Source organism: Undibacterium sp. SXout20W, assembly GCF_049340285.1.
GTDB lineage: Bacteria > Pseudomonadota > Gammaproteobacteria > Burkholderiales > Burkholderiaceae_D > Undibacterium.
Genome location: NZ_JBMPPH010000063.1, coordinates 1 through 16,112, shown reverse-complemented (window position 1 = coordinate 16,112; position 16,112 = coordinate 1). Strand labels below are relative to the sequence as shown.

Below are 16,112 nucleotides of genomic sequence, written 5' to 3'. Positions count from 1 at the left end.
TATAGTCACCCAGTAGAGCGTCTATCAGTTCGTTGGATAAAGGCTTTTGATTCTCGGTCATCATTGCTCCTAGCAAAGTAGCAGTTTCCTGCAAAATGACCGTTTACACAAAATTTCTTACACCCTCGACAAATCCGTATATCGCACTGGTTGTTAATCGTCCGTTCTTGGCCGACAGCCGAGAAGTTACGGTAAATACGTTCCAGCAATGGGCGCTCCGCATGGAACAGCACTATCTATGCCTGTATCAATGAAATTAAATTAAACCGATTTACAATCCAGTTTGGCGATCATTTTGATTTATTTGCCATTTACCAACGTAGCAGGTTTGATGTCATCCAAAGTTACATATCCATTTTTATCTTTATCTTCATCAATTTTATTAAAGTTTGCAACGACTTTAGGCATGCCAGACTTGGCTTCCTCCACGATAAGCTTGTCATCACCATTTTTTCAGCAGCTTTAAATTTAGCTTCAATTAGCGCTATGCCTTGAGCAAATCGAAGCATGCTTGCGGCCAAAGCAGTTGCTACACAACGACTATGCACGTGATCAATAAAGAGGTTTTCATCGTTACAACTCCTGAAATAGGACTTGGTATTAATGCGATAAAAACGCTTATCTCATACGCTGATATGTGTTAAGTAAGTCGTCCTGCGTGACGTGAGCTTCTCTATCTGAAACTGTTTTAAGCACCAGGTCTTCGTCCAGTGTGAAAACATTGAATTTCCACCCTTCTGGCAACTTCAGGCGCCCATTCAGTTGGGACAAGTCAGCCTCTGTAAGCTTAGGGTCAATAATTTGAGCATAAGTTTGCATCACATATGTATGCTCAGTGCTGATTAGCTCATACACTATACTGCCCTTGCTATAGACATACTCTGTCGAACGCTTGACCGTCGTTTCTTCATAGGGTTTAGATTTCCCCCTCAACATGGTCGCGATTGGAATTTGTACCGATGCACGTTCTTTGAAGCCAAGTCCACCTAATATTGTCACTGGTGGCGCGACATTTGACTGGCCAATTTTATCCATCAAAAAGTAGCGCGGTCCGTTCATTTCTATCGCCTTAGCTCTCAATTCCTTTTTTAGCGCCTTAGGGTCAATAGCACTCCACTGATTAGCTGGACAATCATTTACACCTAGGGTGTTATAAACAGTGGCAACCAAGTTACTCATGCTTCCATTGACGACCAAAATTTCGCAATAACGCGAACCGCGAATATGGTCGTGCAGTACAAGTTCGTCATCTGCTACAGCAAGCCCCCAGTGCACACAAAATACAAACATACCAGCCCAACGAGCACAAGAGAACAACAGTGAGACATTTTGACAAAATTTGAATCTCAACATAACGGCTTTACCTTTCGTTCTTTAATTTTCGCTCTTTAATTTTCGCTCTTTAATTTTCGATGACTCAAAGTGGATTGTAACAATGACGACTAAAGTAGTACATTTTTAACGCTCTATGGGTTGTCAACGATCACCAACTCTTCGGGATACGGCATCAAAAAACGTTATCCATGAAAATAAGATGGACTTAATTTTTACGAAAAAATTGCAGTTCAAAACTGCGATCCCGTTTGCTTAGAACGGCTGTTCTGACGGCAACATTCAACCTGATATTGTCTTCTGGATGCACAATTATGGATGTTTTAAGTCTCTCATTATCTAAAAAGTAACCTCTAATAAATTACTTTTATAAGGATCATCAACCGCGAATAGTTTAAAACTCTTTTCGCATGCTCAGTCCTGTAATGAAACTCAACGGAGAAAATAACTCAAAGAAGAAACCGGACATTGCTTCATACATTAGCAGGAATAGCACCATCAATTTTTCGCAATGCCACGACACCAAGTTCAATTGCCCTTTGAAGGTCACCATTTTTTAGTACTGCCATTTGCTCACTAGTGCCCTGAGAACTTTCAATGCCAATTGCCTGATTGCGGCCACCCGATTTAGCCATATATAAAGCAAGGTCGCTGAGGTGCAAGACCCTATCCAAATTCAAATTCAAATGACCTGCCCCGGGGAGAGGCTGAAAAATATAGCCTGCTGAAATACTCACAGTAACAGAGTGGTCATCAAACTCAATGGGCGATTCACTGACAATGTTGAGCGCACGTTCAATGACAGGCACTACTCGTTCAAGTGGGATACCATACAGAAAAATCAAAAATTCCTCCCCACCCCACCGCATCAGCATATCTTTTTCCCGCAAGATGCTTTGTAACCTTCTGCCAATTTCAATCAATACTTGATCACCAAACGCATGTCCGTATTGATCATTAATACGCTTAAAATGGTCGATATCAAGAATCATAAGGACATTGACAAATCCACCACCATTATCGTTTTGCAATATTTTTGATTCCGTGCGCATGAAATTTTGAAATGCACGACGATTTAATAAGCCAGTAAGTGGATCTCGTGTCGACTGATGAGCCAACGTGAGGTTGGCGTCTTGTAGCTGCAAGTTATTTTTTTGGGTGCGACGATAGAGCCAAGCGATTGCCAAGCTAATCGCGACAGCAACAATACTCGCCAGAAAAGCAATAATTCTTTGCAAACTTTTATTTTCAAGTTCGACTTCTTGTAATTTATTTTTTTGCTCAAGAGCTTCAATTTGCTTTTGACGCTCACTCAAATTAAAGCGAACCTGCAATTCCGATACAGCCTTATCACGTTCACTTTGAAATAGTTCAGCAGTAAGCTTGCGTTGCTCCTGCAATGTACTCAGCGCATCTTTATATAAGCCTGCTCTCTCATATGCAGCTGCCAGATCACCTAAACCAGATTCGATATTGGGAGAGGCTTTGGTTTGCAGGGAAAAGTTAATCCCCCTCCGCGCCTCTGCGGCACCTTGAGAAATTAAGCCCATGTTCATATGACAAACACCAAGATTACTGTAAGCGATCGCAACAATATCAAGCTTGCCGTCTTTTTGCGCGATATCTAATGCCTGTTGTGCATAGTCGACGCAAGCGGCATATTTCCCTTGGTTTAGTGCGGCATCCGCCATGTTGTTTAGGGACAGCATTTGATCATGGCGATCTCCAATGCTCCGGGCGATTTTAAAAGCCTCATTGTAGGCAGCAATAGCAGGTTGCCATTGTTCTTCATTGGCATACGCATAGCCGCGCACGTTCGCAATGTTCGCCATCAACACTTTGGCGTTGATCTTTCTAGCTAATTCGGTCGCTTTGGCATTATATTCAAATGCCATCTTTTGGTCTTTTAAGCGAAGATAAAGACGACTGATATTATTGAGATTTTTTGCCCGGCGCAGATCAGCCTGCCGGGTACCTTCATCCACAGTTTGCATCGCCGCAAGGTTATGCTCTAAGGCTACTTTGAAATTACCAAGAGTGGCGTAAAGCTCACCGGCCATAGCATGGACCTCACTATTGAGTCTTTCCTCCCGAATATTTTTGGCAATCTGTAATGCTTGTTCAATAACACCAATTGCTTCCACAAGCATGCCCTGATCTTTATACAGAGCAGCTTGATAGATTAACCCCATCGCGTTGGCAACACCATCCTTAAATTGCTGACCATGAGCTATCAAGCTTGCGTTGAGAATTTTTGCCTGCTGATCATCACCGCCCTCAATATAGAGAGGAATCAACGCAATCAACAACTCTCTCTTATCTGCAGGCGTCGCATCGTCAGGCATCCTTTGCAAAAGTGCCTGCAACTGCTTAATGGCTTGGTCGTGTTGTATTTCAGATAAATCCTGCAGGCGAATGATCTCGCCGAGCACTTTAGATGCCTCAGCAAAAGCCATCGGCGGACACACCCAAGAAAAACCAAAGACCACAAAGCAAAAGAGAGCCGACAACCAACGACGATTGATCACTTTACGCATATGTTAAAAGATATGAACTACATAAAAAAATTGGATTTAAAAGGAAAATAATTGCATATTTCAATATAGTGTCATAGGGAAAGATGCAAATGCAATCGCAATTCAATATTGTTATAGTTGATTACCAAGCCAACAACAATTGGCCAGTACATGTCGGCATCAACTCATTACTTTGACATTAAGCTCAACGATCTATATTGCCTTAGGGTGCGCTTAAATTGACAAAGCAGAAGTAAATGCTGAAAAACTAAACTGGTCACCAGTGAAATGGCAACGACGGGAATATATAACCGGATAACTGGCAATGCAAGGTTCGTTAATGAAAACTCGTACTTTGCATAGATCACGCAATTCCGTTAATGATGCGGGCTAGACTTTTGTCTTACCGTTGTGGGTGACTGCTCAGGCGAAGAAACTGCAGATGTAACCGAAGGCATCACCGCATTTGAATCAAGAATCTGGACAAAAATTTCGCCCTTTTTGATCATCCCTAATTCAAAACGGGCACGTTCCTCAACCGAATCCCTCCCAGTTTTCAAATCCGCGACTTCGGATTCAAGCTTAGCATTGCGCTCTTTGAGCTTATTGTTGTTCGCCTGAGCCTGCGCAACCTGCCGCTGAAATTCCCAAACGCGCAGCCAGCCCCCCTTCCCCAGCCATAACGGGTATTGAATCAACGCCAGCAAGAGAAGAAAACAAACAGCAATCAGTCGCACAAAAACTCACAAAAATAAGCAATAAAAACGGCGATAGCAAATAGCTTTATGGACACGGCAATAAAAAGGGGAACAATGTTCCCCTTTTACATCTGAAAACGAAGAATTATTTCAGATTATAGAATGCATCGCGACCTGGGTAGCTAGCGATTTCACCTAAATCTTCTTCAATACGCAACAATTGGTTGTATTTTGCCATACGATCAGAACGCGACATAGAGCCTGTTTTAATTTGCAATGCATTCATACCCACTGCGATATCAGCAATCGTACTGTCTTCAGTCTCACCGGAACGATGGGAGATAACGGCAGTGTAACCTGCACGTTTCGCCATTTCAATTGCAGCAAAAGTTTCTGTCAACGTACCGATTTGGTTAATTTTGATCAAAATCGAGTTAGCGATACCCTTCTGGATACCCTCTTTCAGGATTTTAGTGTTGGTTACAAACAAATCATCGCCGACCAACTGTACTTTTTTGCCCAGTTTTTCAGTCAGAATTGCCCAACCTTCCCAATCGCCTTCTGCCATCGCATCTTCGATCGAGATAATTGGATATTTGTCGACCCAAGTTGCCAATAAGTTCGTAAAATCAGTCGCGGATAAGGTCAGACCTTCGCCTTCGAGGTGGTATTTACCATCTTTATAGAATTCACTTGCTGCGCAATCCAGGCCCAGCGCAATTTGTGTGCCTGGCTCATAGCCAGCCGCTTCAATCGCCTGAATAATCATTTTGATTGCTGATTCATGATTATCAACGGAAGGAGCAAAACCACCTTCGTCACCTACCGCTGTCGTCAACCCTTTTTCTTGCAGGATTTTTTTCAATGCATGGAAAACCTCTGCACCGTAGCGGATTGCTTCGCGGAATGTTGGCGCGCCAACTGGAATAATCATGAATTCTTGAATATCCAAATTATTGTCAGCGTGAGCACCGCCATTGATAACGTTCATCATCGGCACGGGTAATTGCATCGCGCCAGAACCACCGAAATAACGGTACAGTGGCAAGCCGGCTTCTTCAGCGGCTGCTTTCGCAACGGCCATAGAAACCGCCAACATGGCGTTCGCACCTAAACGGCCTTTGTTTTCAGTACCATCGAGGTCGATCAGAGTACGATCCAAAAATGCTTGTTCGTTGGCATCCAGACCCATAATCGCTTCAGCGATTTCAGTATTGATATTTTCACAGGCCTTCAACACACCTTTACCGAGGTAACGGGACTTATCACCGTCACGCAGTTCGATCGCTTCGCGAGAGCCAGTCGAAGCACCAGAAGGTACGGCAGCGCGTCCCATGACGCCAGATTCCAGCAATACATCACATTCAACTGTTGGGTTACCGCGTGAATCAATAATTTCACGACCGATAATATCAACGATGGCACTCATTCAATTCTCCTAAACGATCAACAATATAGCGAACAAAGTAAAAAACATGATGCAACAGAATGGATATTCAGTTCCTGCGTCTAAAAGCCAGAAACCAACCCCAAAAACAATCTACTACAGAACAACGATTAATATTATTAGCGCCGACACCAAACGTCGATCGCTATATTTCTAGCAAATTGTGATTAAAAACTTGTTTCGAGGTAGCTGGTCTTTTTTACCACGCGATCAAGATCAACCAAGGTAGACAGCAATTCTTTCATGCGATTCAATGGCACCGCGTTAGGGCCATCACACAACGCTTCTGCAGGGTTCGGATGCGTTTCCATAAACAAACCGGACACACCAACAGCGACGGCAGCACGCGCCAAAACAGGGACAAACTGGCGTTCGCCGCCAGAAGATGTACCCTGACCGCCTGGCAATTGCACAGAATGCGTTGCATCGAAAACGACTGGGCAATTAGTCTCACGCATGATCGCCAAAGAGCGCATATCCGACACCAGATTGTTGTAACCAAAGGAGACGCCACGCTCACAAGCCATGAAATTATCTTCATTGAGACCCGCAGCTTTGGCTGCAGCACGTGCTTTAGCGATGACGTTGACCATGTCATGTGGTGCAAGGAATTGGCCCTTCTTGATGTTCACTGGCTTCCCGGAACGGCCGCAAGCCTCGATAAAATCTGTCTGGCGCGATAAAAATGCTGGCGTTTGCAAGACGTCAACGACCGCCGCCACAGGCGTGATTTCCTCAATGGAATGAATGTCAGTCAGCACAGGAACACCAATCTGCTTTTTGACATCAGCCAGAATTTCCAGACCTTTTTCCATACCTAAACCACGGAAAGAGTTACCAGAAGAACGATTGGCTTTATCAAATGAAGATTTGTAAATAAATGGTATACCGAGTTCCAGAGTGATCTCTTTCAGGTAGCCTGCCGTATCGAGCGCCATTTGACGAGACTCGATCACGCACGGACCAGCAATTAAAAAGAAAGGCTGATCAAGACCAACATCATATCCACATAACTTCATGTTTTTATCCTTGTGCCTTTTTATGGGCAAGTGCTGCTTTTGCAAACGCGATGAACAATGGGTGACCATCACGTGGTGTTGACTTGAATTCAGGATGGTATTGAACACCGATATAGAATGGATGAACGTCGCGTGGCAATTCCATGATTTCGCACAAATCTTCTGTCGCAGTACGGGAAGAAACAACCAACCCGGCTGCTTCAACGCGTGTCAGGTAATGGTTGTTAGCTTCATAGCGATGGCGATGGCGTTCAGTCACAACATTGCCATAAATTTCTGCCGCCAATGTACCTGGTTTGATCGCGCATGTTTGTGCGCCAAGGCGCATGGTGCCACCGAGATCAGAATTTTCATCACGCTGCTCGACTTTTCCGTCCTGATTTTTCCATTCATTGATCAACGCAACAACTGGCTGTTCTGTTTCTGGATCAAACTCAGTTGAGTTAGCCATGGTCAGACCAGCCATGTGACGGGCGTATTCGATCAATGCAACTTGCATACCGAGACAAATGCCGAGGTAAGGAATTTTATTTTCACGAGCATAACGAGCAGCGAGAATTTTACCTTCGACGCCGCGCTTACCGAATCCACCCGGAACCAGAATCGCATCGTATTTCTCTAAAGCTTTTGTACCATTCGCTTCGATTTCTTCAGAGTCTACGTACTCAATATTGACGCGGCTTTCTGTGTGAATACCAGCGTGACGCAAGGCCTCGGTCAGAGACTTATATGACTCAGTTAAATCGACATACTTACCAACCATACCGATGGTGACTTGTTCTTTTGGATTTTCGAGGGCATAGATTAACTTATCCCACATCGTCAGATCAGCTGGTTTTGGTGACAGCAACAATTTGTCGCAAACAATCTTATCCAAGCCTTGATCGTGCAACATTTGCGGAATCTTATAGATTGTGTCTGCATCCCAAACGGAAATAACACCTTCCTCTGGAACGTTTGCAAACAAGGAGATTTTCGCCCGTTCATCATCTGGAATCGGACGATCAGCGCGGCACAACAACGCGTCAGGAAAAATACCGATTTCACGCAATTTTTGAACGCTATGCTGCGTTGGCTTGGTTTTCAGTTCACCAGCAGCCGCAACATAAGGAACCAACGTCAAGTGTATAAATGCAGCAGCATTGCGACCAGCGCGCAGGCTTAATTGACGTGCCGCTTCCAAGAAAGGCAAAGATTCGATATCACCAACCGTACCACCAATTTCTACGAGCGCAACATCAGCACCGGCTGCACCGCGATGGATGAACTCTTGAATTTCGTTGGTAATATGCGGAATAACCTGAACAGTTTTACCCAGATATTCACCGCGTCGTTCCTTGCGGATCACGGATTCGTAAATCTGACCTGTTGTGAAGTTATTCACTTTCTTCATCCTGGCAGTGATGAAGCGCTCATAATGTCCCAGATCCAAATCGGTTTCTGCGCCATCATCGGTCACAAAAACTTCACCATGCTGGAAAGGGCTCATAGTACCTGGATCAACGTTAATGTACGGATCCAGTTTGAGCATAGTAACTTTGAGACCGCGCGATTCTAAAATGGCGGCGAGGGAGGCGGCAGCGATGCCTTTGCCCAATGAGGAGACTACGCCCCCCGTAACGAATACAAACTTAGTCATTGCAGAAGGTGCCAGATGGCACAAGCGGGAAATTCGAATTATACATCACTCTGGCGCAGAGTTCACGCTTTCCCGCTTTTGTCAGTCAAAAAATATGCCGTGAATGTACCGTGAATGTACCGTGAATGTGCCATTACATAGCGTAAAAAAATTGCAATCGAACAATATTTTGATTACCAACCCCATTTGACATCTGCTTTATTTCGTTCGCGCGTCTAAAAATTGAGGCGCTGGCACCAAATTTATTCGCTTGCCACAAATAACCCAGTTCAACCTCTCCACCGGTTCGCTTCGCTGTTACCGTATGAGTATCATTACTGAAATAAGCACCTTCGATCGTTGCATTGTAACCAACCAGCTTGACATCACCTCGCAAAAAACCATAACTCGCTGGTTGATAAGGCAAATTGTTCAAATTTCCATATCGCACCACAAGCTCAGCACCGGCATCAGTAAAAATATTTCCGAATCTGGCATGCACTTTAGGTGTGATATCAACATCAGGAAATGGAAGCAATCGCCCAGGAGACATTTCACCAGACAATACCAATCCTAATTCGTTATGATATTGGGTACTCCATCCCTGTGGTAACGGTTGATTGATAAGCCGGTGCAACTGCGCCTGGGTACGAGCGCCGCCAGCACATTGTCCAAAACAACCAAGATCGATGCCCCAACGCCAACTTTTGCCTGTGACGTCCGCATTATTATTGAAAATACCTCCATACAACCAGCCAGCATAAGGGTGATCATTAGGTGCCAGTTGAGAGGGCAGCAATTTTACGTCTGAAGCCGTGTAGAGATCCTGCGCAATATGCCAGCCATACTCCTCCGAATGCAAATCGGTCTGCAACACATACGTTTTTTGCAAATGATCACCGGCGGTATAAAACTTATCATCTTTATTGAGCAAAAAACTATCGTTTTCCAACTCTATCATCCATATTGCTCGCCCCCGCTCCATGACCGACTGTGCTTGTTGCCAGGATGGGCCACTCACTGAACCCGATAAAGCCTCATCAGCATTGGCTAAGCCTGAACTCGCGACGGTAGTTAAAATCAATAAGGGCTTAATAAAATTTTTAGTTAAAGTCATCATTACTCAATTCAATCAAGTTCAATTCAATTCAATTCAATTCAATTCAATTTTAACGTGGCAAGCATTGCCAGCACTGCTTTTGCCGTTTGCAAAGGCGCTTCCATCGGTATTAAGTGACCACCCGGGATCAACACATAATGCCGTCCCATTAGTTTCTTCGTATAAAAATCACCGGCCTGAGCACATTCTATCGATTCAGACCCACCAACAAATCCGATCGGCACTGCTGGCGGACGACGCACCAAGCGCCCTAAACCATGTGGCAAACTAAGGTAGATCGCTGTTTCAACTTCACGCGTGAAACGCAAGGTAACACCGTCTGGAACGTCTACCGTTCCGGCATTAATGTAATCCCAAAGCACCTCAGGCGGCCAGATCGCAAATATTTCTTTCGAGGCGAAATGCTGAAAAGCGGCTTGTTTATCTTTCCACAAATACTTACGTTTTTCAGAAAACCGCGCTGGACCATACTTTTTATCTATCCCTATCCATTTAGATAAACGCAATAAAAAAGCACGCCAACCAGCCACAATAGGTGAATCAATCACAACGACCCCACGCACCAAATCTGGCCTCGCCCGTGCGACCATCAATGACACAATCCCCCCCAACGAATGTCCAACCAGAATAACGGGTGCTTGGTAGCGTTCGATTAGCGTATCAATTAATTCCTGCGCCAAATTGCGCCAGCCATCTGCCACCGGATAAGCAGGATTATGGCCCAGCATTTCAGTAACCTGAACATCGTACTGAGGGCGCAATTGATTCAGGAATGCATTGTAGGTTCCGGCGGGAAAACTATTTCCATGCACGAAGTGAACGATGGATTTATGGGGTTGCTCGGCCATGATGAGTAGTCGGACTATTGATCATACCAATAGCGCGCATGTTCCTTTCTGAATTGAGAAAACTGCAATAATGCGCCAAATTGTAATGTGATTGCACCAGATTCATCTGTTCTTAGACGATTTATTCCAAATTCTTCATACCGAGAGAAGACTTCCGACTTAGGATGATGGTACCGATTCAGATAGCCAACCTGAAAAATTGCCAATGAAGGTGCCACCGCCTTCAAAAACGCGGCGGTAGAAGACGTGCCACTGCCATGATGTGGCGCAAGCAGTACGTCGGCTTTCAATTTATCCGGAATACTGTTAACCAGTTCATCCTCCTGGATTGCCTCTATGTCACCCGGAAGCAACATTGAATAATATTGCGTTGTTACTTTTAGGGTACAACTCCGAGCATTCGGTCGCCATTTATTACTGTCGTAACTCACTGGCGCCGGCTGCAACACCTCAAAGCGTACACCATCCCATTCCCATCCCTGCCCGGATTGACATCGCTGATGCCGTGGACTTTGAACAACAATCGGACTATCCAACATCAGAGAACTACTTACCAAATCAACAGGAATTTGCTTCAGTAGACTCAGCGCACCACCCGAGTGATCGCTATCGTTATGCGAGATCATTAACATATCAAGTGCATTGATGCCGCGGCCCTTCAAATAGGGCAAGATAACCCTGCTTCCCGCGTCTGATTCTAGAGAATAGTTGGGTCCAGTGTCATACAACAGACGATGATGACTAGTCTCCAATAACAAGGACATTCCCTGTCCAACATCTAAAGCAATGACGTGCAATTCATTATTGGCGACCTTTTGAGGCATTTGAAAAATCAACGGCAAGCAACACAAACCACCGAGCCAACGCATTGGCCAGCCCTTCGGCATTAACATCCATAACATGCCAACCGACGCCAAAATGAATACTGGAAAGGACGGTAACGCTGCAGTCCAGACAGCAACAGAAGAAGCACTTAAATACTGCAAGAAAATCGCGAGTACTTGAATCAAAAAATGCGCCGCTTTCAAAAAAATAACAGAAAATGGCGAAGGCAGGATACTCCCAAGCAAAGCGAAAGGTGTCACAAAAAAACTCACTAGCGGGATGGCAATCGCGTTTGCCAACGGTCCTACCAATGATATCTGACCGAATAACAACATCGTCAGGGGCACCAACCCAACTGTCACTGCGTATTGTGTGCGACCGGCTGCGCGCAACTCTCGTCCAGCTTTTTGCCATCGCCCCGCCGCATTTGGCCGCAACTGCCCACCAGCAGCAAATACAATTACGGCAACAGCACCAAACGACAACCAAAATCCAGGTGATAACACTGACCACGGATCAAGTGCTGCGACCAAAGCAAGTGCCAAACACAATACCGACGAAAAACTACTGATGCGCCCAGTCCAAAGTGCGACCGCCACTACCAACAACATATACATTGTGCGTTGCGCAGGTAGACCTAACCCAGCTAAAGCAACATAGACTATCGCCATCAAAGCGGCCGCCAAAGCAGCGACTTTTTGCACGGGCACGTACAACGGTAACGATAAACTGGTAAAAAATGAGCGCCGCCACAAGAATGCCAGCAATCCAGCACACAAGCCCGCCACCATCGTAATATGCAGCCCCGAAATACTAATTAAATGTCCGATGCCAACCCGATTAAACACCGTCCAGTCTGATTGCGGAATTTCACGCTGATCACCCAGAACCAACGCAATAATCACACCAACATACTGATCCTCAGGTAATGCCGCATGAATACGTTCACGTAATTTAGCGCGTCCAAGCTCAATGACGTTACCAAGGCTCCACACAAATGCGTCAAGACGCTGATTGCTGATCGCCGCAGAGTTGCTAACGTCCTTATCGTTGCGAACAGAACCAGTAGCTCGTATTCCCTGTTCTAACAGCCACACCTCATAATCAAAACCATCAGGGTTCACTGTTCCATGAGGGCGCTTCAATCGCACTTTGAGTTGCCAACGTTCACCAGGTTGTACCGTAGGCGGGGCATCGCCATGGGACACGACGCCATTGAAATACCAAGACAATGAAATTTTTCCCGGAAAATGCGCACGTACTGCCGGACTAAGTCTTTCATCTAATACGCGTTCAACTGCGAAAAAGAAACGCTGTCCTTCCAGCATTTGTAATGGCAGACTATCTACAGTCCCGACCACCGTGATATCCTGATTCTCCAAACTTGATGGCAAAGACGTGCCTAAATATTGATGAGCAATAAAACTCGCCCAAACGAACCCAACAATGAAAGTGAGCGTGCCACGATGAAGATTCAGGCAAAATTTGGGAATCTTGCAGTATAAAAAAACGTGGCGAAGCAACGCGTAAATAACCAGAGAAATGGCGACCAAATAAGCGAGCTGCGGCAAAGCATAAAGGCTCGCCTGTTGCTGCAACCAGGCAATTCCCAGCACAAAAGACACACAAGCAACCCGCATCTGGCATTAACCGCGCATTCTTGGTAACACAGTCCTTGCATTCTCATTGGTGACAGCGGAAATTTGTGAAATCTCGACTCCTCGCAAGTCTGCCAAGACACTGGCGATGCGAGGCAATTCAACCGGGCTATTGATACCACGCGCATTCCAGCTTGGAGGAATATCCGGCGCATCCGTTTCGAGCACGATTGATTCTAGCGGCAATTCGCTGGCAAGGCGTCGAATTTGCAGAGCACGTGTATAGGTCATCGCGCCACCAAAACCCAGTTTAAAACCAAGCTCAATAAAATGATGCGCTTGCTGGGCACTACCATTGAAAGCGTGGGCAATACCACCAATCACCTTAATGCGACGCAAATACTTTAAGATAATATCTTGCGAACGACGTACATGAAGCAAGACCGGCAAACCAAAATCACGCGCGATTTTTAATTGCTCAACATAAAAATATTCTTGCTTTTCGCGCAATGGGCTCTGCGTTAGCGCAGGTACAAAAAAGTCCAGACCGATTTCACCGATAGCCACAAAGCCACGGCGTTGATGACTGATCGCCATCAAGGTCGCTACTCGCTCTCGCAGCAAGTTCAAATCTTTTTCATCCGATGTAGGAACATACATGGGATGTATGCCCAAAGCGTAAAAGCAATTTCCCGCTTGCCCGGCCAACCGCGCAACTTGATCAAAATTATTTTTGTGTACAGCCGGGATCACAATGCCTTCAACGCCGGCTTGCAAAGCCGCATGTGCGATAGTAAGTGACTCGCCGTTAAATTCAGACGCATCCAAATGACAATGCGTATCTATCCACATTGTTGCACCGACATGCCATTCCACTGACTCTGATGTAGTTTGATATTTTGCATCCTTCAATTATGCAGGATGTCTCTACACAAGCTCAAACAAGAAATTACATAGACTGTATCAATTTTGCGAAAACAGTGTATGCCGGCGGCATTTATCACGCTCATTATTTGCACAAGGCCTGATTATGACGGCAAGTTCAGTAGAGTTGATCTCAATATATCCTCCGACAAATTGCTTTACTCAAAATTCAGCAAATTACGTTTTCGTCGATATCAAAAATCCTTCAGCGCGATTGTTTTATGCAATCTGGTCACCATCATCAATGCCGCAGACCCGTAGTATTTATGGTATTCGGCGACCATTTCTCCGTTAACAATGACGGGATCAGTTGCTACCCAAGATTTAGCCAGCTCAATATCTCCCGTGGCGAAAACAAACAAACCGCGCCACCCTTCAGAGCCATCGAATGGGCCTGCAAGTGCTATCTTACCTTCATCCGCTAATCGCTGGATATTCGCGAAATGGCCTTTAAACATGGCGTCTCGTTCCGGACCTTTCAGCATTGTATTTGGGCCAGTTTTCAAAACGACCAGCACGTATTTTTTCATACCATGTTCGTCCGCACCCAATGCATGTGCCAGCTCTTCGTTATACCCTGACGGCGCATTCATGGTCTCTTGGGTCGTGGTTTGCGCATAGGTTAGAGACGAAACACAGGCCAGCAAGAACAACATTGCATTTTTCATGACTTTTTCTCCTGAGTAGAAGATTCCAATAGACAAATAACTCGCAACATAACGCGGTCGTCACTCTAACGTTGGCAAAGGATAACTGCGTGACGCGCTTTCGAGAACATCAATTCCACATCGAAGTTAGCGTTAGAGAAAAAGGTTAAAGACAAGGGTTAAAGACAAGGGTTAAAGACAAGAAACGGCCAATGCAGAAAAAACAGTCAGCAAACCCACTTTATACTCACTTATTAGTGCAAAAACGCCAATTCATACTTACGCATCATGTTAAATCGTCGATTTAGCAACTTTCAAAAACATAACAAATGCAAATAGAACCTCGATCATTGCGCCGATGCCAGCAGCAAAGACCGGCAATATCGCGAAGGACAAAGCGGCCATTCCGCCGATAATGAGACTACCTCCCATCACCCAGAAAATTGATTTGCCATAAATACTTGCAAACACCAAGTAACGGCTTCCAATCGTCACCATCATTGCTGGAAAAAATAACACTGGCATAAAAAGGAAAAGTCCATAGGACATGCCACAACTTAGAATGAGCCATATTGTAGAGGCTGCTGCAAGCTGGTTTAATGCATTTGCCTTGCTTGTCTTTGCTGGTCGCCCTATCGCCTTTGTAACAATAGCGCTAATGGGATAAATAAGCGAACCACCTATGAGTAGCGTCCATACTGCTTGGTTTATCCCAATCAGATAGCATACAATCGTCGAGAAAAGCCAAACCAGCCCCGATACCAGCACTCCGGGCGCACCGTCATAATAGGCATGACACATCTCCTGTTGTTGCTCTTCATTGATCGATAGATTCATTCGCGCTTCCTTTGGTTGATTTTGTTATTGGTTTTAGTGCATTTGGAACTCGTTGAACTCAGTCTCGGCCACAGCAAAAATCGTATTTTCATGAATCCCTTTTGCAACAGCTTGCGTGCGCAAACCTGCCTGCCATATTTAGCTCGCTAACGTGCCTAACGCAACCAATAATAACAATGTGCAGACCTTGCTCGCTATTTCATTCCATTGAGCAAACGTTGAAAAACTTCCTTCCCAACGATTTTTACCCCAATAAATGGGCCTGCTTTGCTTCGTTCAGCAAGTTGATACTAAAACACGACCTCCGCCGGATTCAACGGCGACGTGGCGTCCGTGCCCTCGACGGTTGAGCCCCCCAAAAAGGCCAATAGTCATTTAAGCATAAGACGTCGTTATGGTTCCATTAAAAGCATCTCGATCTATTAATTCGTTACGAAAAGCAATAATTTTTCAATTTCAGATTTCAATACTAACCAAAAGATCTCAGATTAAAGCAACTTAATTTTTATTTTTTCACAAATCAATAATAAATATAAGCTGCACAAAATAGCAATATTCGGCGAATTCTAGGATGAAGTGCAATTTATGAACGGTACCGGTTAATGAGGGCAAGATGCGATAGCATTTGTGCCTTTTTGACCGGCCAGTCGAAATTGCATAATGAACTACACACATCTCACCCA

At 45.0% G+C, this 16,112-nt stretch carries 12 protein-coding genes; all 12 read right to left on the bottom strand.

Annotated features, from left to right (window positions below):
• Positions 1-618 precede the first annotated feature (618 nt).
• Complete coding sequence (locus ACO0K1_RS18920) at positions 619-1,353, bottom strand: hypothetical protein (RefSeq protein WP_423028571.1); 735 nt, start codon at positions 1,351-1,353, stop codon at positions 619-621.
• Between the two features lie 452 nt (positions 1,354-1,805).
• On the bottom strand, positions 1,806-3,869 hold the full coding sequence (locus tag ACO0K1_RS18915) for a diguanylate cyclase domain-containing protein (protein ID WP_423028569.1): 2,064 nt from the start codon (positions 3,867-3,869) through the stop codon (positions 1,806-1,808).
• Between the two features lie 356 nt (positions 3,870-4,225).
• Positions 4,226-4,585 (bottom strand): cell division protein FtsB, encoded by a 360-nt coding sequence (gene ftsB, locus ACO0K1_RS18910; RefSeq protein ID WP_423028567.1) that lies wholly within the window; start codon positions 4,583-4,585, stop codon positions 4,226-4,228.
• Positions 4,586-4,691: 106 nt separating this feature from the next.
• Positions 4,692-5,975, bottom strand: coding sequence for a phosphopyruvate hydratase (gene eno / locus ACO0K1_RS18905; RefSeq protein WP_423028565.1), 1,284 nt, complete (start codon positions 5,973-5,975; stop codon positions 4,692-4,694).
• Between the two features lie 185 nt (positions 5,976-6,160).
• A complete protein-coding gene (gene kdsA / locus ACO0K1_RS18900; protein ID WP_423028563.1) occupies positions 6,161-7,012 on the bottom strand; it encodes a 3-deoxy-8-phosphooctulonate synthase in 852 nt (283 codons plus the stop codon).
• Positions 7,013-7,016: 4 nt separating this feature from the next.
• Complete coding sequence (locus ACO0K1_RS18895; protein WP_423028561.1) at positions 7,017-8,651, bottom strand: CTP synthase; 1,635 nt, start codon at positions 8,649-8,651, stop codon at positions 7,017-7,019.
• A gap of 133 nt (positions 8,652-8,784) precedes the next feature.
• Positions 8,785-9,750, bottom strand: coding sequence for a lipid A-modifier LpxR family protein (locus ACO0K1_RS18890; protein ID WP_423028559.1), 966 nt, complete (start codon positions 9,748-9,750; stop codon positions 8,785-8,787).
• A 38-nt stretch (positions 9,751-9,788) separates the two neighbouring features.
• Positions 9,789-10,598 carry an alpha/beta hydrolase gene (locus ACO0K1_RS18885; protein WP_423028557.1) on the bottom strand — a complete coding sequence of 270 codons (810 nt, stop codon included), beginning with the start codon at positions 10,596-10,598 and terminating at the stop codon, positions 9,789-9,791.
• A gap of 14 nt (positions 10,599-10,612) precedes the next feature.
• The gene (locus tag ACO0K1_RS18880) at positions 10,613-13,048 is read right to left on the bottom strand and encodes a DNA internalization-related competence protein ComEC/Rec2 (RefSeq protein WP_423028555.1); all 2,436 of its coding nucleotides are present in this window, start codon (positions 13,046-13,048) and stop codon (positions 10,613-10,615) included.
• 21 nt (positions 13,049-13,069) lie between these two features.
• A complete protein-coding gene (locus ACO0K1_RS18875) occupies positions 13,070-13,873 on the bottom strand; it encodes a TatD family hydrolase (RefSeq protein ID WP_423028573.1) in 804 nt (267 codons plus the stop codon).
• A 266-nt stretch (positions 13,874-14,139) separates the two neighbouring features.
• The gene (locus ACO0K1_RS18870; protein ID WP_423028553.1) at positions 14,140-14,613 is read right to left on the bottom strand and encodes a YciI family protein; all 474 of its coding nucleotides are present in this window, start codon (positions 14,611-14,613) and stop codon (positions 14,140-14,142) included.
• Positions 14,614-14,883: 270 nt separating this feature from the next.
• On the bottom strand, positions 14,884-15,429 hold the full coding sequence (locus ACO0K1_RS18865; protein WP_423028551.1) for a DUF7010 family protein: 546 nt from the start codon (positions 15,427-15,429) through the stop codon (positions 14,884-14,886).
• Positions 15,430-16,112: the final 683 nt, after the last annotated feature.

What these genes read in the sequence shown, in the direction of transcription:
- eno (WP_423028565.1), bottom strand. Translation starts at nt 5,975, where the DNA reads ATGAGTGCCATCGTTGATATTATCGGTCGTGAAATTATTGATTCACGC.
- kdsA (WP_423028563.1), bottom strand. Translation starts at nt 7,012, where the DNA reads ATGAAGTTATGTGGATATGATGTTGGTCTTGATCAGCCTTTCTTTTTA.
- ACO0K1_RS18890 (WP_423028559.1), bottom strand. Translation starts at nt 9,750, where the DNA reads ATGATGACTTTAACTAAAAATTTTATTAAGCCCTTATTGATTTTAACT.
- ACO0K1_RS18885 (WP_423028557.1), bottom strand. Translation starts at nt 10,598, where the DNA reads ATGGCCGAGCAACCCCATAAATCCATCGTTCACTTCGTGCATGGAAAT.
- ACO0K1_RS18895 (WP_423028561.1), bottom strand. Translation starts at nt 8,651, where the DNA reads ATGACTAAGTTTGTATTCGTTACGGGGGGCGTAGTCTCCTCATTGGGC.
- ACO0K1_RS18875 (WP_423028573.1), bottom strand. Translation starts at nt 13,873, where the DNA reads ATGTGGATAGATACGCATTGTCATTTGGATGCGTCTGAATTTAACGGC.
- ACO0K1_RS18920 (WP_423028571.1), bottom strand. Translation starts at nt 1,353, where the DNA reads ATGTTGAGATTCAAATTTTGTCAAAATGTCTCACTGTTGTTCTCTTGT.
- ACO0K1_RS18865 (WP_423028551.1), bottom strand. Translation starts at nt 15,429, where the DNA reads ATGAATCTATCGATCAATGAAGAGCAACAACAGGAGATGTGTCATGCC.
- ACO0K1_RS18870 (WP_423028553.1), bottom strand. Translation starts at nt 14,613, where the DNA reads ATGAAAAATGCAATGTTGTTCTTGCTGGCCTGTGTTTCGTCTCTAACC.
- ACO0K1_RS18915 (WP_423028569.1), bottom strand. Translation starts at nt 3,869, where the DNA reads ATGCGTAAAGTGATCAATCGTCGTTGGTTGTCGGCTCTCTTTTGCTTT.